The 17050-nt window shown below is 48.3% G+C and carries 17 protein-coding genes and 1 other RNA gene; 6 read left to right on the forward strand and 12 right to left on the reverse strand.

Translation table 11 applies throughout. The features are described 5' to 3' along the window. Position 1 precedes the first annotated feature (1 nt). Genes NOG12_RS05765 through NOG12_RS05780 form a run of 4 tightly spaced genes read right to left on the reverse strand, consistent with a single transcriptional unit; the run spans position 2 to position 3085 of the window. Positions 2 to 403, reverse strand: a complete 402-nt coding sequence (locus tag NOG12_RS05765) for an ExbD/TolR family protein (RefSeq protein WP_092855554.1) — start codon at positions 401 to 403, stop codon at positions 2 to 4. A 12-nt stretch (positions 404 to 415) separates the two neighbouring features. Then, the gene (locus NOG12_RS05770; protein ID WP_110074724.1) at positions 416 to 940 is read right to left on the reverse strand and encodes a MotA/TolQ/ExbB proton channel family protein; all 525 of its coding nucleotides are present in this window, start codon (positions 938 to 940) and stop codon (positions 416 to 418) included. Positions 941 to 944: 4 nt separating this feature from the next. Then, a complete protein-coding gene (locus NOG12_RS05775) occupies positions 945 to 2306 on the reverse strand; it encodes a MotA/TolQ/ExbB proton channel family protein (RefSeq protein WP_110074725.1) in 1362 nt (453 codons plus the stop codon). Beyond that, positions 2303 to 3085, reverse strand: a complete 783-nt coding sequence (locus NOG12_RS05780; RefSeq protein ID WP_110074726.1) for a DUF3450 domain-containing protein — start codon at positions 3083 to 3085, stop codon at positions 2303 to 2305. Before NOG12_RS05780 ends, NOG12_RS05775 begins: the two co-directional genes overlap by 4 nt. A 361-nt stretch (positions 3086 to 3446) precedes the next feature. Between NOG12_RS05780 and priC the strand changes: the two genes are divergently transcribed. After that, positions 3447 to 3767 (forward strand): primosomal replication protein PriC, encoded by a 321-nt coding sequence (gene priC / locus NOG12_RS05785; protein ID WP_162014544.1) that lies wholly within the window; start codon positions 3447 to 3449, stop codon positions 3765 to 3767. Here the strand turns inward: priC and NOG12_RS05790 are convergent. From NOG12_RS05790 to NOG12_RS05805, 4 genes are all read right to left on the reverse strand, one after another. Further along, entirely contained in the window at positions 3737 to 4840 is a 1104-nt protein-coding gene (locus tag NOG12_RS05790; RefSeq protein WP_313932686.1) for a tryptophan 2,3-dioxygenase family protein, read from the reverse strand. The genes priC and NOG12_RS05790 overlap by 31 nt on opposite strands. A gap of 92 nt (positions 4841 to 4932) precedes the next feature. Continuing rightward, positions 4933 to 5030: signal recognition particle sRNA small type (gene ffs, locus NOG12_RS05795), an RNA gene on the reverse strand. 88 nt (positions 5031 to 5118) lie between these two features. Then, positions 5119 to 5877: an enoyl-CoA hydratase gene (locus tag NOG12_RS05800; protein ID WP_313932679.1), complete on the reverse strand. Its 759-nt coding sequence runs from the start codon at positions 5875 to 5877 to the stop codon at positions 5119 to 5121. Then, the gene (locus NOG12_RS05805; RefSeq protein ID WP_313932680.1) at positions 5870 to 6961 is read right to left on the reverse strand and encodes a ketoacyl-ACP synthase III; all 1092 of its coding nucleotides are present in this window, start codon (positions 6959 to 6961) and stop codon (positions 5870 to 5872) included. The genes NOG12_RS05800 and NOG12_RS05805 overlap by 8 nt, the downstream gene beginning before the upstream one ends. 86 nt (positions 6962 to 7047) lie before the next feature. Here NOG12_RS05805 and NOG12_RS05810 point away from each other — a divergent pair, with 86 nt between their 5' ends. From NOG12_RS05810 to NOG12_RS05825, 4 genes are read left to right on the forward strand one after another with little or no spacing between them, the layout of a single operon-like run. Further along, positions 7048 to 8235, forward strand: coding sequence for a methyltransferase (locus NOG12_RS05810; protein ID WP_153826702.1), 1188 nt, complete (start codon positions 7048 to 7050; stop codon positions 8233 to 8235). A 2-nt stretch (positions 8236 to 8237) separates the two neighbouring features. Further along, on the forward strand, positions 8238 to 8840 hold the full coding sequence (locus NOG12_RS05815; RefSeq protein ID WP_313932681.1) for a peptidylprolyl isomerase: 603 nt from the start codon (positions 8238 to 8240) through the stop codon (positions 8838 to 8840). Next, complete coding sequence (locus tag NOG12_RS05820) at positions 8840 to 10165, forward strand: AmpG family muropeptide MFS transporter (protein ID WP_313932682.1); 1326 nt, start codon at positions 8840 to 8842, stop codon at positions 10163 to 10165. The genes NOG12_RS05815 and NOG12_RS05820 overlap by 1 nt, the downstream gene beginning before the upstream one ends. Before the next feature lies 1 nt (position 10166). Further along, on the forward strand, positions 10167 to 11081 hold the full coding sequence (locus NOG12_RS05825; RefSeq protein WP_153826705.1) for a ketopantoate reductase family protein: 915 nt from the start codon (positions 10167 to 10169) through the stop codon (positions 11079 to 11081). On the opposite strand, the gene ribBA is transcribed toward NOG12_RS05825, so the two are convergent. The 4 genes from ribBA to glyA all read right to left on the reverse strand — a co-directional run bounded on the left by ribBA (position 11053) and on the right by glyA (position 15090). Next, positions 11053 to 12126 carry a bifunctional 3,4-dihydroxy-2-butanone-4-phosphate synthase/GTP cyclohydrolase II gene (ribBA, locus tag NOG12_RS05830; protein WP_418055301.1) on the reverse strand — a complete coding sequence of 358 codons (1074 nt, stop codon included), beginning with the start codon at positions 12124 to 12126 and terminating at the stop codon, positions 11053 to 11055. The two genes, NOG12_RS05825 and ribBA, sit on opposite strands and share 29 nt — an antisense overlap. A 71-nt stretch (positions 12127 to 12197) precedes the next feature. Next, positions 12198 to 13331, reverse strand: a complete 1134-nt coding sequence (gene ribD, locus NOG12_RS05835; protein WP_313932683.1) for a bifunctional diaminohydroxyphosphoribosylaminopyrimidine deaminase/5-amino-6-(5-phosphoribosylamino)uracil reductase RibD — start codon at positions 13329 to 13331, stop codon at positions 12198 to 12200. After that, positions 13324 to 13773 (reverse strand): transcriptional regulator NrdR, encoded by a 450-nt coding sequence (gene nrdR / locus NOG12_RS05840; protein WP_110074736.1) that lies wholly within the window; start codon positions 13771 to 13773, stop codon positions 13324 to 13326. The genes ribD and nrdR overlap by 8 nt, the downstream gene beginning before the upstream one ends. A gap of 60 nt (positions 13774 to 13833) precedes the next feature. Next, entirely contained in the window at positions 13834 to 15090 is a 1257-nt protein-coding gene (gene glyA / locus NOG12_RS05845; protein ID WP_110074737.1) for a serine hydroxymethyltransferase, read from the reverse strand. A 148-nt stretch (positions 15091 to 15238) separates the two neighbouring features. Between glyA and ettA the strand changes: the two genes are divergently transcribed. Continuing rightward, positions 15239 to 16906, forward strand: coding sequence for an energy-dependent translational throttle protein EttA (ettA, locus tag NOG12_RS05850; RefSeq protein ID WP_153826708.1), 1668 nt, complete (start codon positions 15239 to 15241; stop codon positions 16904 to 16906). Positions 16907 to 17050: the final 144 nt, after the last annotated feature.

The following is a 17050-nucleotide window of genomic DNA, read 5'->3' on the forward strand; positions in this document are numbered from 1 at the left end:
ATTAATCGTCCTCTGCGGCTATGGATATCTTGTCAATACCCGCTTCCTTGATTTGATCCATGACCTTAACGACAACGCCATGTTTGGCTTCTTTGTCCGCCTGAATCACTACGATATCAGTTGGCTGTTCGGCCAAAAGACGCTCGATGTTTGCGCCTACACGCTCAACATCAACCATACGCTTGTCCATCCATACTTCGCCGTTCGCACGAATAGCGATAAAGATGTTAGCAGAAGGTTTTTTCTCTGCTTGACTTGCTTCTGGCTTGTTCACGTCAATACCAGCTTCTTTAACGAAAGAGGTGGTTACGATGAAGAAGATCAACATGATGAATACGATGTCTAGCATCGGCGTCATATCGATCGCTGCATCTTCCTCTTCACGAAAACGTTTACGTGCCATAATTCTTCTCTCTTAATGATGTGGCAAACTGTCGATTAGCTTGTCTTTGGCCCGACGTACCCGCGCTTCTAAGCGTGATGCGAAGAACATACCAGACAATGCAGCAACCATTCCCGCCATAGTTGGGATGGTAGCCATCGAAATACCCGACGCCATCAGACGTGGGTTACCAGTACCTTGTACCGCCATGATTTCAAAGACTGCAATCATCCCGGTTACGGTGCCTAGTAGTCCGATCAACGGACAAATCGCTACGCAGGTTTTAATCAACAAAATGCGCGCGTTTAGCTTTTCGTCGGCTTCAGAAATCCATGCTTCACGGATTTTATGAGCGTACCACGAGGTGGTATCTTCTCGGGCGTTCCATTTATCAACAATTTCTTGTTTGATCTTAGGAAACACACCGGTCAGGAACCAGTAGCGCTCTATCATGAGTACCCACATGAGAAAGAGCGCTCCCATGACGACGTACAGGACGTCGCCACCGGTACCCAGAAAATCCCTGATAGATTCCCAGAGTTCCATCAGGTATACCATAGGATTACTCCTTCTTCTCCGCGTGAGCGGCGACGATACCTGCAGCTTGCTCGTCTAATACGTGAACAATAGACTTAGCACGCGCTGCCACAATGGCATGTACAAGAATCAGTGGCAGTGCTGCAATCAGACCCAATGCGGTGGTAACCAACGCCATTGAGATGTCACCTGCCATGATTTTCGGATCACCGGTACCAAACAAGGTGATTGATTGGAAGGTACCGATCATACCAACAACTGTACCTAATAGACCTAGCAATGGTGCGATCGCAGCCAAAATCTTGATGATATTAACGCCGCTCTCAATGCTTGGAGTCTCGCGCAGAATAGCTTCATCAAGTTTCAATTCTAGGTTTTCGGTGTCAGCGTGTTTGTTCTCTTGATAAACCTTCAAGATACGGCCCAAGGCGTTCTTGCTTGATGGATTCTCAGTGTTTTTCAACTGTGAACGCATCTTCGCGCTTTCTAAGCCTAAGGTTACAAACTTATAGATAGCAATCAAGAAGCCCACGATTAACGCTACAGTAATAACGTAACCTACGGTGCCACCTTGGTGATAACGCTCTTCAAGAGTTGCTTTCTGGGTAGCTAGGTTCAAGATTTGACCACGAGCTGGGTCAATGTATAAACCTTCGTAGCCAGTAGTTGCACTTTCAAATGCGCTAACAGCAGATAACACGAAGCCTTCAGGCTGACGACCTAAGGGTTGAATTTCTTCAGCTGAGTCGTTGTAGTTGAAGTATTCACCGTTAGAGATCAGGTTGAATACACCAATCCGAGTAACGTCACGGTTTTCTGAAGAACCATCAAGCAAAGTAACGTCTGCGTTGAAGGTTACAACTTTACCTGACTGTTGCATCTCGGTTAACCATGCCAACCAAAGCTCTTCTAATTCAGCAATGGTAGGTACTTCTTTCGCTTCAGCTACAGACTCTAGAACGTCTTCACGACCAGGATACTGTGCACTTACGATTGAAGTGGCGATACGACCGATAGTTTCACTAGCTGCACCACGGGCAACACCCACGATTTCACCCAAAGTACCAAGGGCGTTTTGTAGCTCTTGCTCTTTGTTAGCTAATGAAATTTCGTTTTCAGCAAATTGTGTTTGTAAACTTTCGCCACGAGCTTTCTCGTCAGCTAATTGTTTCTTCGCACGGTTTAATAAAGCTTGCTTATCAGCACGAGCGTCAGTGAATTCAGCTTCACGCTCTTTATTGATCTGCTGTGAAGCAGCTCGGTTTTGTTTTACCAGCTCAAGCAACTGCTCAAGAGATTGTGCTTGCTCTTGCGCATAAGCAGAAGTTGCGCCAGCCGTTAATGAGAATGCTGCTGCGACCAGCAAAGATTTCACTAGTTTGTTCATTCTGCACGCTCCGCTGCATAAATTGGCAGTTTGATCAGATCTGGGGCGGTTTGCTTACGCGCCATACGAATAGCTTTGGTTAATGAGCTTAAGTAAGCATCATCAAGCTTTTCCCATGCGCCAGATTCGACGTTATAAATCCAACCGTTTTTCAAATCTAACGATTGTGCCATTAATGCTGCACGGCCTAAGTGGAAGAAGTCTACAGAGATTTCTTCGCCTTCGAACTGCAACTTGCCTTCGTATGCAATCAGACCTGAACCGTAATCCATTTCTGCTTGATAGGCTTCAGTGATTTGACGGAATTGCTCAGAGGTAGCAACGTTAGATGCACCCATGATTTCACGTAAACGTTCAACTCGAGCCAAACGGCGCTCTTTGTGAATTGGAATGTCCAGCTCCACAAACTGCTCCAAAGCGTCGATCATTTTGTACATCAAAGGAACAACGCCTTGCTTCGTTGCTTCGATGCCATCGATCTGGCGCTGTAGAGAAGCCAGTGATGCGTTTTGGTCATCAACCAAACGTTGCACGTGGTCGTTGTAGACTTTTAAGTTCTCATATTCGTCTACAATTCCGCGATATTCGTACAGCATATCTTGGCTTTGCTCAAACAAAGAATTGATCTTTTGCTGAGAGCGTTGATCTGCGGCGTGGATCTTAGCTTCTTCGTTTTGCAACGTAGAAACGTCTTGGGCAGCTACTGTCGCGCTACCTGCAATTGCAAACATACCGATAACGGCAGCAGCAACTTTGCTTTTATTGATTACTTTGGTCATAGTTCCCAACCAATTTGACTTAACTTTAAGCGTAACAGCCTTATGCTGTTAGCCTCCCAGTTATTTGAGTGACGAAAAGAGTTTAATCAACACTTGCAGCTATTACCATTAGGAGTACTAAGGTAATAATGACTCAATACTCCCACGATACAAGTAATCCTGTCAACTACCGATATCAGTTATAGCTTACAGCAAAACCTTATATAATGACGTTTACAGCATCTTAACAGATGCCTATGAAGCACTTTAGTAACTGCCTTCCACTGGCTCGCCAAACTACCCTATTTTAGAGTTTGGTTTGGCTTGCAGATGGAGTACAGTACCTCAATCTAGGTAGTAACCACCAGCGCAAGGAATGAGCATGGCCTCATCAGCATCCTCAGTACATACACTAAAGCATCAGTTAGCTCATTTGCAATCCCAAGTAGAGCAACAATTAGCAGCTTTAGCATTACGCATTGATCGTTTGCAAATTGATGAAGAACAATTCGTCGATTGGTTTGACGCCCAATTGTTTCGGGCCGATGCTACCTGCCCCGCCGACTACTTGGCGGAAGTACGGCTGCATTTGCATGCCTTAGTGCAACAGCGCCAACCACAGCGCACCGAGTGGCTCAGTGCGCGCATAGCCGACCAACTACAAGCATTACATCAAGCGGTTGCATGGTTTGAGCGGAAATAAAAGCCAAGCGCTTGTTGCACGTGCGCAGGCAACTCTGGCAAGGCGGCTTTAGGAAGCAAATAAGTCGCCATCGCAAAGAAATCTTTGAACACCCGATTTTGTTCCGTGGTGCGGCGCAGATAATCATGCCCAGAAGAACCACCGGTTCCAATTTTAGTCCCCAACATACGCTGCACCATCATCGCGTGCTTATAGCGCCAAATAGTCAGCTTCTCGTCCATTTCTGCTAACCCGGTAATCACCTGATGTGCTAAGTGAAAAGCTGGCTCTTCGCGGTACTGAGTAATAAATAAAGCGCTTAACATGGCCTGCTGCGATAGACGTACCTGGCCATTTTTTTGCAACTCAATATAACGATTGTTATCAAAAAGAGCGGCAAAATTATCCCGATTTGACTGTAATGACGCCAGTTCCGTCGCCAACTGCTCGGGTGTCGCCGCGGTTTCACGAATAATTTTTTCGTCATGATCTAATGCGGCAGTTACAGCTTGTTGGTAAGTTTGCCAAAAACTAAAGTCGTTAAACTCTAAAAAAGGCATACGTGCCAACCAAGCATCCACTCGGTCAAATAGACTAGGTTGCTGTTCTAACGCTTCAAGATAAGCACGGTCAGTGTCATTCAGGCGGTTATAAAAGGATTGCTGATCAAAAGCGATACGATGGCCGCGCGTTAACCCGAGCAGAATTTCCAGTTCTTTGAACTGAATACTTTGGAACCCAGAAGCTGGCACCAAATAATCCCGAAACGCCAAAAACTCTTGCGGAGTCATGGTCTCGATAATCCCCACCTGATCATTCATTAAGTCTTGAATGGCCAGCACACGTTTCAGTCGGTGGGCTAACGTATAGAGCGTGCGGTCATCTAATTGGTCGGCTTGCAAAGCTTGATGAATAGAGCGCAACTCGTGCAGAACTTGTTTAAACCAAAGCTCATAAACTTGGTGCACAATAATAAAGAGGGTTTCGTCGTGCGCTTCTGCACCGTATTTGCGGCTATGCGGAGCTTGCGCATCTAGGAGTTTATCGAGCTGTAAATACTCGCCGTAATAAACCGGTTCGATATTTTTAGGCATGGTCATCTCAATTCATTTACTGTAAGTGAATTAAGATAGTGAATTCTTCGTGCGGGAAACTCAAGTAGGATTTTGTTGTTATTGGGTGGCGGCCTCACCAGCCAGCACCCCGGCACACACATCCCTAACTACGGCTGCTCCCTTCCGGGCCTGACCGGGTTCGCCAGTTCGTGTTGCGGGGGGACCAATGAGGCCACCATAACGTCGCGCATTATTACGCAAAGGCAGTTGAGTAGCAAGGCTTGCCGTCTCAACTGCCTATTATTGCAGCAATCTTACTATTTTTTGCGCTGCAAGCGCTCAGCAATGGCTTTACGAGCGGTTTCAGAACTCAGTGCTTTGATAAAGATATGGGCTTCGCGCTCAATTCTATCAGCTACCGGTTCATCCTGCTCTTTGATCAATCGTTTTGCAGCGCGTAAGCCAGCCCGAGGCTTACTTGCCAAGGCTGCAGCTACTTGCTCCAGTTCGACCGCTAGTTGCTCTGGCGCTACGACTTTATTGACCAGCCCATAAGCTAGTGCCGCGCTAGCATCAAAGCTATCGCCTAATAACAGTAACTCAGACGCACGCAAGTGCCCGACTAACTTAGGCAGTAACAAACTCGATGCGGCCTCTGGTACCAAGCCCAAATTAATAAAAGGTAGGGCAAAGGTAGCGCTAGAGCTGGCATACACCAAATCACAATGCAGCAAAATGGTGGTTCCGATACCAATGGATAAACCATTGACGCCGGCTACCAAAGGCACGCTAAGCCGACTTAAGGTGTATAAAAACTCAAACGGTGGTGCGCTATCATCTAAATCTTCAATCGCCAAGAAGTCATGTAAGTCATTGCCGGCAGTAAAACTGTCGCCCGAACCGGTTAAGATCACAGCTGAAATGCTGCTATCACGATCAGCATCTTGTAACGCTTTGCTGAGTTCAAGATACATGGTTTGCGTTAACGCATTCTTCTTATCTGTTCGGGTTAGTGTTAACCACAACACCCCTTGCTTTACTTCTTGTTTGACAAACCCTGAGCTGTGTTTATTCATGTTCACGTTTTTCCCATGCTTTACGCGTGCCTTCGTACACTGGCAAAATTAAATCTAAAGCGGTTTGCCCATTACTTGGTAGCGTTTCGTTATTGTCGCGAATTGGGGTGACTCGTTGGCCCCATTTAATGATGCCGGCGCCACAGGTTAGGCCACCACCGAAAACTGCTGACACAATAGTATCACCCGGTTTAACGATACCCTGCTCAACCGCTTCACAAAAAGCGATAGGCAAGGTAGCAGAAGAGGTATTGCCGTATTTTTGAATATTAATCACGGTTTTCTCTTCCGGCACATGACACATCTTGGCCAAGTAATCGATAAGGCGCTTATTCGCTTGATGCGGTATGAGTGAGTCTATGTCATCGGTCGTCAAACCGGTTTCTGCAAACACCTTTTCAACGGCCATGTTCATGCCTTTCACTGCCCGCTTGAAAATCTCTTGGCCAACAAAATTAAACGGCATGATGCCGTCAAAGCCAAAGCGGTCAAAACTCATGCCAAACTCTAACGCCAGAACATCGCGGGCATCAGCATCGCAAGTGACGTGAGAGGCTAATAAGCCGCATTCTTCGGTAGTTGCTTCCAGCACCATAGCGCCAGCGCCGTCACCAAAGAGCACTGCGCTTTCACGCTTGGTCCAATCCAAAATGCGGGTTAAGCGCTCAGCTCCAATAATCAGTACTTTTTTATGGGCGCCGGTGCGAATCGCTTGCGTTGCATAATGCATCCCATATAAAAAACTGCTGCAGGCAGCATTAAGATCAAATGCCGCAGCATATTTGGCACCCAAATCACGCTGCACAGCTGAGGCCACATTGGGGATAATTTCGTCTGGGGTACAGGTACCAACAATGATTAAATCAAGGTCATTGGCATCAAGGCCAGCTGCGGCCAAGGCATTGCGCGCCGCTACTGTGGCTAATTTGGAGGTGCCGACGTAGCTTACCCGACGTTCTTCAATACCAGTACGGGTGCGAATCCACTCATCCGAGGTATCTAAAAAAGTAGCTAAATCGTCGTTGGTCATAATAGCTGGCGGCAAGCATTTGCCCCAGCCGGTAATTTCTGCGTATATTTTCACGTTATATAAACCTATAGTCACCTGTCGTTTTTCGCTATCATAGCACGATTGTTAACAAGAGAAATGTCCGACCATTTAATCAGCTTATGAACTCACGTCAATCAATACGTACGGGCACGCCTAGCGCTGCTACCACTTTCACTACCGAACTTGGTAGTTGGCACCTACAACGCTTTCCGGCGCGCAAGCAAGATCCTTTGCAGGCTTGGGATGCGGCTGATGAACTTATACATAGTTGGCTAGCGACGCAGCGTCCGCAATGGCAGGCACCGCTATTAATTAATGATAGTTTTGGTGCACTGCTGATGGCTTGCCACTCTGAGCTACTCACTCCGCCACCGGTCGTTCATAGCTTAACCGACTCTTACGTGAGCCAGCGTGGCTTTCAACACAATAGCAAACTAAATCAGCTGAACCTGCAACTACCGGCTTTAAACCTCTTACAACCGCTGCAAAACTTGCCACCTAATATTGATGCTGTGCTTTTGAAAATACCGAAAAGTATCAGCTTATTAGAGTTTCAATTAGCAACGCTAGCTACCACACTGAAACCAGGCACCCCCATAGTGGCAGCGGCGAAAAGTAAGTTATTTACTCCTAGCGTGCGGCAACTGTTTGAACGTTACTGCGATAATGTCTCGGTATCCCTTGCCAGTAAAAAGTCTCGCACCTTAGAGGCGCAGCTGAAAGCAGTTGCAGACGCTGAACCTGCCGATTTTATTGATGCATGGCAACTGCCTGAATACGGCCTAGAAATGCGCCATCATGCAGGGGTATTTGCCCGTAATGCACTTGATATTGGCGCTCGGTTTATGCTGCAACACATGCCCGCTGCGGGCGCCAATCGGGTTATCGATTTAGGTTGCGGTAATGGCATCCTGGGGATTGTTTATGCACAGCAATCGCCTCACAGCCAAGTGACTTGGGTCGATGAATCTTATTTGGCTATGGCCTCTTGCCGCACTAATATCGACTTGAATTTGCCTCACTCTGAAGCTTATCAAACTCGGGTGGACGATTGTTTGAGTCAACAACCAAGTGCGAGTGCTGATTTGATTCTATGTAATCCTCCGTTTCATCAAGAACATGCGGTTACCGAACATATCGCGCGGCAGATGTTCCGTGATGCTAAGCGCGTGCTGCAACCAAACGGTGAATTATGGCTGGTCGCCAATCGTCACTTACCTTATTATGCTAGCCTTAAGCGTTTGTTTAAACAGGTAGATCAACACGCACAAAATGCCAAATTTGTGATTTGGAGAGCTCGAGGTTAACCATGCTGAAACAGCTTTATTCTCATTTTATTTTAGGTACGTTCCTGCTGACCGCCTTGCTAGCGCCCGCAGCTGCAGAAATTCAACCAAACAACCAGTTTCCGCGAGTGAAGATGGTCACCAGTGCCGGTGATATCGTGGTTGAATTAAACCGTGCTAAAGCCCCACTCACCGTCAAAAACTTTCTTGAGTACGTTGAAATTGGGAGTTACAACAACACAATTTTTCACCGCATTGTGCCCGGTTTTGTGGTGCAAGGTGGTGGCTACGATGCTGACTTTAAAGCCAAAGTAGAGCGCCCTGCTATTGTCAATGAATCTGGTAATGGGCTGAGCAACAGTTATGGCACCATCGCCATGGCCCGAGTGAGCGATCCGCACTCAGCAACCCGCCAGTTTTATTTTAACGTCGCCGACAATACCAAACTAGACCCGAGCAGTAGCCGTTGGGGCTACGCTGTGTTTGGCTGGGTTGTTGAGGGTGAAGACGTGCTAGAGCAGCTCGCGGCAACTGAAACCCATGTGTTTCATGAGCCTACCGGTTGGGGTGATGTGCCGCTTGAGCCGCCCATGCTGATTCGTATTGATGTGCTGCCGGCGCTCTAATGTCAGCTACCCCTTGGTATAAAGATTTCGCTGTTTACCGAGAGCCAAGGATCTGGGTGATTTTTGGTTTTGGCATGATCAGTGGGTTTCCGTGGGTGCTGATCGGCTCCATGCTCTCCGCTTGGCTGCAAGAAGCCGGAGTAAATCGAGCCAATATCGGTTTATTTGGTATTGTTTTTATTGCTTATTCCATCAATGCACTTTGGTCACCTGTCATTGATCGGGTGCGCCTACCCTGGCTCGCTCGCCACTTGGGACAACGCCGTAGTTGGCTACTGGTCTGTTTACTCGGTATTTTGGCGGCGACCGCCGGTTTGGGCTGGCTGGATGTTACTGCGCAAACCTGGTGGATTGCACTGTTAGCTGTGGTTATCGCGTTTTTATCAGCAACCCAAGATATCGCTATTGATGCCTACCGCATTGAAAGCTTCGGTGCCCACGAAGCGCGCCTACAATCCGCTGGCGCCGCCATGGCAACAGCAGGCTGGTGGACTGGTTACAGCGGCCTTGGCGCCATTCCGTTTTTTCTGGTGGATGGCACCCATTGGAACTGGCAACAAGCCTACAGCCTGCTCACCCTCGTGATGGTGGCGCAAATCTTTTGGGTTATTCTGGCGCCAAACTCCACTCGCTACTCAGCGGTCACCACCCAATTAAAGGCTGGCCAAAGTTGGTTTCACCATACTCTGGTTGCACCCATAGCAGAATTTTTTAAACGCAGCGGCTGGCGATTAGCCCTGAGCATGTTGGCTTTTATCTTTTTGTTTAAGATTGGCGAGGCCTTTTTAGGCCGAATGTCGATTGTGTTCTATAAAGAAATCGGTTTCACCAACGATGACATTGCCATTTACTCAAAATTAGTCACTTGGTGGGTCACCATCGTTTTCGCAATTTTGGGGAGCTTAGTTAATTTACGCCTTGGCATAGTGCGCGGCCTCCTTATTGGTGGTTTAGCCATGGCCGCTTCTAATCTGCTCTTTGCTTGGATAGCCGGGGTGGGGCCTAATACCAACCTACTGTTGGCTGCGGTGATTATCGATGGCTTTACCGGTGCTTGGTCTACGGTCGCCTTTGTTGCCTTTATTAGCTTGTTGTGTAACCGCGCCTTCACCGCTACCCAATACGCCCTGCTTGCCTCGCTGGGTAACCTTGGCCGTACCTTACTCTCATCTTACAGTGGCTTCGTGGTAAATGCTCTTGACGGAGATTGGCAGCTATTTTTTGTGCTCACCGCCTTGATGGTGGTTCCTAGCCTATTGATTCTATTAGCACTCCGTAAGCCATTACTGCGTTTAGAAGTAGCTTACCAGCAGGATTCCAATTAACATGCGTTGGGCCGTCGTTGGTAACGGTGCCCTGGGTAGTTTGGTGGCCATCAAACTCCAGCAACAAGGGCTACAAGTGAGCCTGTGCCCACGCCAGCAACCCGCTGTTGGGCATCTGCAACTGAGTTTTTCAAACCAGCACTATCAGTTAATGACCACTTCATTCGAGCAACTTGAGCCTGGAACCTGCATTTTTGCAGCAGTAAAAGCCTATCAAGTGCAGCCTCTACTCGTACAGTTAGCCCAAGCGCAATTGCTAGAGCGCTGCCCGTTGATTTTAAGTTATAACGGTATGCTCACTCATGAACAGCAGTTGTTACCGGCGCATACTCTCTTTTGGAGCACCACTCACGGCGCCTATCGGCAAGGGCCATTATTAGTTCACGCTGGTGTGGGGCAAAGCTGGCTGGGCTACAGCGTTCCGCAGGCGGCTACGGCTAATAATCCCCCCAGCCCTTGGCTAGTGCCGCAAATACAACAACAATTAGCGGCTGCTTTGCCGCCATTAGCCTGGAGTGACGAGATTAAATTAGTGCGTTGGCACAAGCTCGCCACCAACTGTTTAATTAATGCGTTGACAGTGATTTACGACTGTCCGAACGGCGATCTTTTACAGCTACCCGTACAGCAATTGCAAATGCAACTGGCGACTGAGATCGTTGCCTTAGCTAAGCATGAACAAGTGTCTCTCGATGCTCCGCAACTACTCGCACAGGCGCGCCAAGTGATGCAAAAAACAGCGGCAAATCGCTCGTCGATGCTCAGTGATGTGCGCCAACAGCGACCAACTGAAATTGATTATTTGAATGGATTTGTAGCTCAGCAAAGTGCTCAGTTAGGTCTTGCTGCCCCAGCCAATACCCAGCTGTGGCAGCAACTTACAGAGATTACGCAGGGTTATTTGGGTCTTCAATAAAATCAACCACTTCTAGGCCAAACCCTGACAGCGCTGAATAACGCTTGGGAGAGCTCATCAACCGCATTTGATGGACGCCTAAATCAGCCAAGATTTGTGATCCGATACCGACGTTACGAGAGGCATTAGAGGCGGCCGCCGTTGGCTTTCTTTCGCCACGATCTTCTGCCGCAAAATGAGCAATTTGCTCAAGCATGCCGGCACTATCTTGATGCCGCCCAATAACCACTAGAACACCGCTGTTGGCACCAATAAATTCCATCGCATGAGCGAGCGGCCAGCTGCGCTTAGCAGCGCGCTCAGTGGCAAAGAGGTCATTAAAAGTATCTTGCAAATGAACTCGTACATTCACCGGCTCAGAGCTATTAATGTCACCCTTAACTAAGGCATAGTGGGCTTGTTTATCAATGGTGTCTTGATACGCAATTAACTCAAATTCACCGTACGCGGTGGGCAGTTTACAGTGCGCTTGGCGCTGCACAGTTTTCTCGGTTAACGAGCGGTACTCAATGAGATCAGCAATAGTACCGATCTTGATATCATGCTCAGCGGCAAATTTTTCTAAGTCTGGCCGCCGCGCCATGCTGCCATCTTCATTTAAGATTTCCACAATCACTGCCGCTGGTTCAAACCCAGCCAATCTCGCTAAGTCACAGCCGGCTTCGGTATGGCCAGCCCGATTCAGCACCCCACCTGGCTTGGCTTTCAACGGGAAAATATGGCCTGGCATGACCAAATCGCTTGGCTTAGCATCGGCTGCTACCGCCGCTTGCACCGTACGAGCTCGGTCTGCCGCTGAAATCCCGGTGGTAACCCCTTCTGCGGCTTCAATAGAGACCGTAAAATTAGTGGCGTAAGGGGCGTTGTTTTGATTCACCATGAGCGGCAAACGCAATTGCTCGCAGCGTTCTTCGGTCAGCGTTAAGCAGATCAGTCCCCTGCCGTAACGTGCCATGAAATTGATTGCCGCTGGCGTAACACACTCTGCCGCCAGAATTAAATCCCCTTCGTTTTCACGGTCTTCATCATCCATGAGAATAACCATCTTACCCTGCTTAATATCAGCAATAATATCGGCAGCACTATGTAACGAGCTAGTTGTTGATGGCAAACTGGTCACGATGAAAGGTCTCCTTGGTTCGCGTTGATGGTGGCGGTAATACGAAGATCGGCCCCCACCTGGCGAACATCTCGATAGGTTAAGGTGGGCGCTTGCGCGAGCTGCTGCCATACCGGCAAAGCAAATAAACCTTGCGCACTTGCACCTAATAATTTCGGGGCTAAATATAAAATAAGTTCATCAACCCAACCGGCTGCAATCAATGCGCCGGCCAAGTTCGCCCCACATTCGGTCCAAACCGAATTAATCTGATACGTTTGGGCTAGCTGGTGTAACAGCTCAGCTAAATCTATCTGGCCACTGCTAGTTACTGGCAACTGCAAAATTGTTACCTGCTCCGGCCAAGTTCTGGTCGTCGTCAGTTCGGCACTATGCACCAATAAAATAGGCGCAGCGGTTGCTGTGCTTTCGGTAAAGAGCGGCTCATCACCCTTTAATTTTCCCTGACTATCGATGATCACGCGCAGTGGCTGTTGTTGTACCCATTCGCCGCGCGCCGTCAATCGGGCTTGGTCAGCTAGCACCGTGGTCGCAGTACTCAAAATGGCACTACTTTGGGCGCGAAAACGATGCACATCGGCTCTTGCTGCGCTGCTGGTGAGCCATTGGCTGGCGCCATTTGCTAAGGCTGTTTGGCCATCTAATGATGCTGCCATTTTCAGTCTGAGCCAGGGCCGTTGCCGTTGCATCCGAGCGATAAAACCGCAGTTTAAGGCACGCGCTTGGGTTTCTAACACGCCAACCAGCACCTCAATACCCGCTGCTCGTAAACGTGAGATACCTTGCCCACTCACCAGCGGATTCGGATCTTGCATCGCCACCACAACTTGCGCCACTTGGGCTTTGATGAGTGCATCTGCGCATGGAGGAGTACGACCGAAATGGCTACATGGTTCAAGCGTCACATAGGCAGTGCCATGCTTGGCTGATGCGCCGGCGGCAGCTAAGGCATGTACTTCAGCATGAGGCTCACCGGCTCGTTGATGCCAGCCTTCGCCAACGATCTGGCCGTGCTGCACAATCACACATCCCACCATAGGATTTGGCGCAGCGCTAAACCGCCCTTGCGCAGCTAAATCAAGGGCACGTTGCATATAGAATTGGTGGCACCTAACTGGGGTATTAGTCATTGAGACGAGCTATTTCTTCACCAAATTCACGAATATCATCAAAGGCGCGATACACCGAGGCAAACCGGATGTATGCGACTTTATCCAAGGCTTTGAGGTTTTCCATCACTAAGCCACCAATCATTTTGCTGGTGACTTCACGTTCGCCCGTTGCCCTTAATGACGATTTGACATTCTGCATGGCTTGCTCAATGGCTTCGAGACTAACCGGACGTTTTTCTAAAGCGCGTAATAAGCCACTACGCAATTTATCTTCGTTAAAAGGTTCGCGAGTGCCATCGGACTTTATAACTCGAGGCATGATCAACTCTGCCGTCTCAAACGTCGTAAAGCGCTCTTTACACTCGGTGCATTCGCGCCGACGCCGCACTGAGGCGCCGTCGGCAACTAACCGAGAATCGATGACTTTGGTATCTTGCGTGCCACAAAAAGGACAATGCATAATAACTTTCCTTGCCTAACCTAATGAACTCATCGCCCTAATTCTCGACCAAAGAGTTGCTTATCCGTATACCGGGAAGCGCTTACAAAGGGCTTTTACTTGGTCACGCACGGCACTGATGGCTGCTTCGTCGTTAATATTATCTAACACGTCACAAATCCAGTGTGCCACTTGCTCAGCTTCTGCTTGCTTAAAGCCACGACGCGTAATAGCTGGGGTACCTAGCCGTAATCCTGACGTCACAAAAGGTGAACGCGGGTCGTTGGGTACGGAGTTTTTATTTACCGTAATATAGGCCCGACCTAAAGCTGCATCAGCGTCTTTACCCGTGATATCTTTATCAATTAAATCAACTAAGAACAAATGGTTTTGGGTGCCACCAGAGACAATCTTGTAACCGCGTTCTTGCATCACTTTCACCATTGCATTGGCGTTGGTTAACACCTGCTGCTGGTACGCTTTAAACTCTGGCTCCATCGCCTCTTTGAACGCTACTGCCTTAGCAGCAATCACATGCATTAGAGGGCCACCTTGGCTACCTGGGAACACACCACCGTTAAGTTTTTTGTGCAATTCAGGGTCATCTTTACCTGATAAAATCAAACCACTACGCGGGCCAGCTAAGGTTTTGTGGGTGGTGGTGGTGACTACATCAGCAAAAGGTACCGGGTTCGGATAGAGACCTGCTGCCACTAACCCAGCCACATGCGCCATATCCACTAGCAAATAAGCGCCTACTTCGTCCGCAATTTCGCGGAACTTAGCCCAATCGACAATACCTGAATAAGCAGAAAAACCAGCCACGATCATTTTAGGCTGGTGCTGCAAGGCTAGCTCACGCACTTCGGCATAGTTAATTTCGCCAGTACTTTCATCTAAACCATACTGCACCGCATGGTAGAGTTTGCCAGAGAAGTTCACATGGGAACCATGGGTTAGGTGGCCGCCATGGGCCAAGCTCATACCCAATACCGTATCACCAGCGTTTAAGAGCGCTAAAAACACTGCTGAGTTAGCCTGTGAACCAGCATGCGGTTGCACGTTCGCATAGCAAGCGCCAAACAACTGCTTGGCTCGCTCAATGGCTAAATCTTCAACCACATCAACAAATTCACAACCACCGTAGTAACGTTTGTGCGGATAGCCTTCTGCGTACTTATTGGTTAACTGCGAACCTTGCGCTTGTAACACGCGTGGGCTGGTGTAATTTTCTGACGCAATAAGTTCGATATGCTCTTCTTGACGTTGTACTTCATCGGTCATCGCTTGCCACAACTCAGCATCATAGCTAGCAATGTTCATCTCATGTTTTAACATCAGGGCTCCTAACTGCAGCAGCTGCCGGAGTGACAGCGGGTTATTGGAAATATCTGTGCGCTAGTTTACCAATATACTTGGGTTAGCGCCAACTTAAGGGTTAAAATAGTCCATTAAGATTTCACCCTCACAAGGAACATGGGCAGTTATGGCACAATATATCTATTCGATGTCGCGGGTCAGTAAAGTCGTCCCGCCGAAAAAGACGATTTTAAAAGACATTTCGTTATCTTTCTTTCCTGGCGCAAAGATTGGGGTATTAGGTTTAAACGGCGCTGGTAAATCCACCCTGTTACGCATCATGGCAGGTATCGATAAAGAAATTGAAGGCGAAGCCCGACCGCTCGCTGGTATTGAAATTGGCTATTTGCCACAAGAACCACAATTAGACGAAGACAAAACTGTCCGTGAAACCGTAGAAGAAGCCGTGGCTGACGTGAAAAATGCGCTAGCTGAGCTCGATCAGGTTTATGCAGCCTACGCGGAAGAAGATGCTGACTTTGATGCTTTAGCGAAAAAACAAGGCCAGCTAGAGGCTATCCTGCAAGCTAAAGACGGTCACAACTTAGACAATATGCTAGAGCGTGCAGCTGACTCGCTTCGCTTACCGCCGTGGGATACCAAAATCAAAGTATTATCGGGTGGTGAACGTCGCCGCGTAGCCATTTGCCGTTTGCTACTGAGCAAACCTGATATGTTGCTATTAGATGAGCCAACTAACCACTTGGATGCTGAATCGGTCGCTTGGTTAGAACGTTTCTTACACGACTACGAAGGTACCGTGGTTGCCATTACCCACGACCGTTATTTCTTAGATAACGTGGCGGGCTGGATTTTAGAGCTTGACCGTGGCTATGGCATCCCTTGGGAAGGCAACTACTCGTCTTGGCTAGAACAAAAAGAACAACGTCTTGAGCAAGAAGAGAAACAAGAAAAAGCTCGGCAACGCAGTATTAAACAAGAACTTGAGTGGGTACGGCAAAATCCTAAAGGGCGTCAAGCAAAAAGCAAGGCGCGGATGGCTCGGTTTGAAGAACTGCAAAGCGGTGATTACCAAAAACGCAACGAAACCAACGAGCTATTTATTCCACCAGGCCCACGCTTGGGCGATAAGGTACTTGAAGTTCAGCACTTGCATAAGGCCTACGATGGTCGGGTACTGATCAATGACTTAAGCTTTAGCGTTCCTAAAGGGGCTATTGTTGGCATCATAGGTCCGAACGGTGCTGGTAAATCAACGCTATTCCGCATGATCACCGGTAAAGAGCAACCCGATTCTGGTACCCTTGAATTAGGTGACACCGTGCAGTTGGCCAGTGTCGATCAGTTCCGTGATGACATGAATGACAAAAATACCGTGTGGAAAGAAATCTCCGATGGCCAAGATATTCTCCGCATCGGTAATTTTGAAATTAATAGCCGCGCCTATGTGGGTCGCTTTAACTTCCGTGGTAACGACCAACAAAAACACATTGGTGAGTTATCAGGGGGTGAACGTAATCGGGTGCATTTAGCCAAGCTATTAAAAGCTGGTGGTAACCTGTTACTCTTGGACGAACCGACCAATGACCTTGATGTTGAAACCCTACGTGCGCTAGAAGAAGCCTTATTAGAGTTTCCTGGCTCAGCTATGGTGATCTCGCACGACCGTTGGTTCTTAGACCGGGTAGCTACCCACATTCTTGATTATCGTGATGAGGGCGTGGTGAACTTCTACGAAGGGAACTATTCTGATTACGAAGAGTATATGAAAAAGACCCATGGTGAGCATGCTATGGAGCCGCATCGTACTCGTTATAAGCCGATTGGGGTGTAAGTTATATCAGGTTAGCTTCAACCAACACAACGCCTGCCAGAATGACACTGGCGGGCGTTTTTTTCAGAAGCTTCTAGCCATCACTAAAACGGGTAAGCCGATTAAATGGTTGATCTTACCTTTGCATGAGAGTGAGACAGACCG

This window comes from Pseudidiomarina fusca, assembly GCF_032227045.1.
GTDB classification, from domain to species: Bacteria; Pseudomonadota; Gammaproteobacteria; order Enterobacterales; family Alteromonadaceae; genus Pseudidiomarina; species Pseudidiomarina fusca.

What these genes read in the sequence shown, in the direction of transcription:
- glyA (WP_110074737.1), bottom strand. Translation starts at nt 15,090, where the DNA reads ATGTTAAAACATGAGATGAACATTGCTAGCTATGATGCTGAGTTGTGG.
- NOG12_RS05815 (WP_313932681.1), top strand. Translation starts at nt 8,238, where the DNA reads ATGCTGAAACAGCTTTATTCTCATTTTATTTTAGGTACGTTCCTGCTG.
- NOG12_RS05765 (WP_092855554.1), bottom strand. Translation starts at nt 403, where the DNA reads ATGGCACGTAAACGTTTTCGTGAAGAGGAAGATGCAGCGATCGATATG.
- ribBA (WP_418055301.1), bottom strand. Translation starts at nt 12,126, where the DNA reads ATGGTTATTCTCATGGATGATGAAGACCGTGAAAACGAAGGGGATTTA.
- ribD (WP_313932683.1), bottom strand. Translation starts at nt 13,331, where the DNA reads ATGACTAATACCCCAGTTAGGTGCCACCAATTCTATATGCAACGTGCC.
- NOG12_RS05820 (WP_313932682.1), top strand. Translation starts at nt 8,840, where the DNA reads ATGTCAGCTACCCCTTGGTATAAAGATTTCGCTGTTTACCGAGAGCCA.
- NOG12_RS05790 (WP_313932686.1), bottom strand. Translation starts at nt 4,840, where the DNA reads ATGCCTAAAAATATCGAACCGGTTTATTACGGCGAGTATTTACAGCTC.
- ettA (WP_153826708.1), top strand. Translation starts at nt 15,239, where the DNA reads ATGGCACAATATATCTATTCGATGTCGCGGGTCAGTAAAGTCGTCCCG.
- priC (WP_162014544.1), top strand. Translation starts at nt 3,447, where the DNA reads ATGGCCTCATCAGCATCCTCAGTACATACACTAAAGCATCAGTTAGCT.
- nrdR (WP_110074736.1), bottom strand. Translation starts at nt 13,773, where the DNA reads ATGCATTGTCCTTTTTGTGGCACGCAAGATACCAAAGTCATCGATTCT.
- NOG12_RS05780 (WP_110074726.1), bottom strand. Translation starts at nt 3,085, where the DNA reads ATGACCAAAGTAATCAATAAAAGCAAAGTTGCTGCTGCCGTTATCGGT.
- NOG12_RS05800 (WP_313932679.1), bottom strand. Translation starts at nt 5,877, where the DNA reads ATGAATAAACACAGCTCAGGGTTTGTCAAACAAGAAGTAAAGCAAGGG.
- NOG12_RS05770 (WP_110074724.1), bottom strand. Translation starts at nt 940, where the DNA reads ATGGTATACCTGATGGAACTCTGGGAATCTATCAGGGATTTTCTGGGT.
- NOG12_RS05825 (WP_153826705.1), top strand. Translation starts at nt 10,167, where the DNA reads ATGCGTTGGGCCGTCGTTGGTAACGGTGCCCTGGGTAGTTTGGTGGCC.
- NOG12_RS05810 (WP_153826702.1), top strand. Translation starts at nt 7,048, where the DNA reads ATGAACTCACGTCAATCAATACGTACGGGCACGCCTAGCGCTGCTACC.
- NOG12_RS05775 (WP_110074725.1), bottom strand. Translation starts at nt 2,306, where the DNA reads ATGAACAAACTAGTGAAATCTTTGCTGGTCGCAGCAGCATTCTCATTA.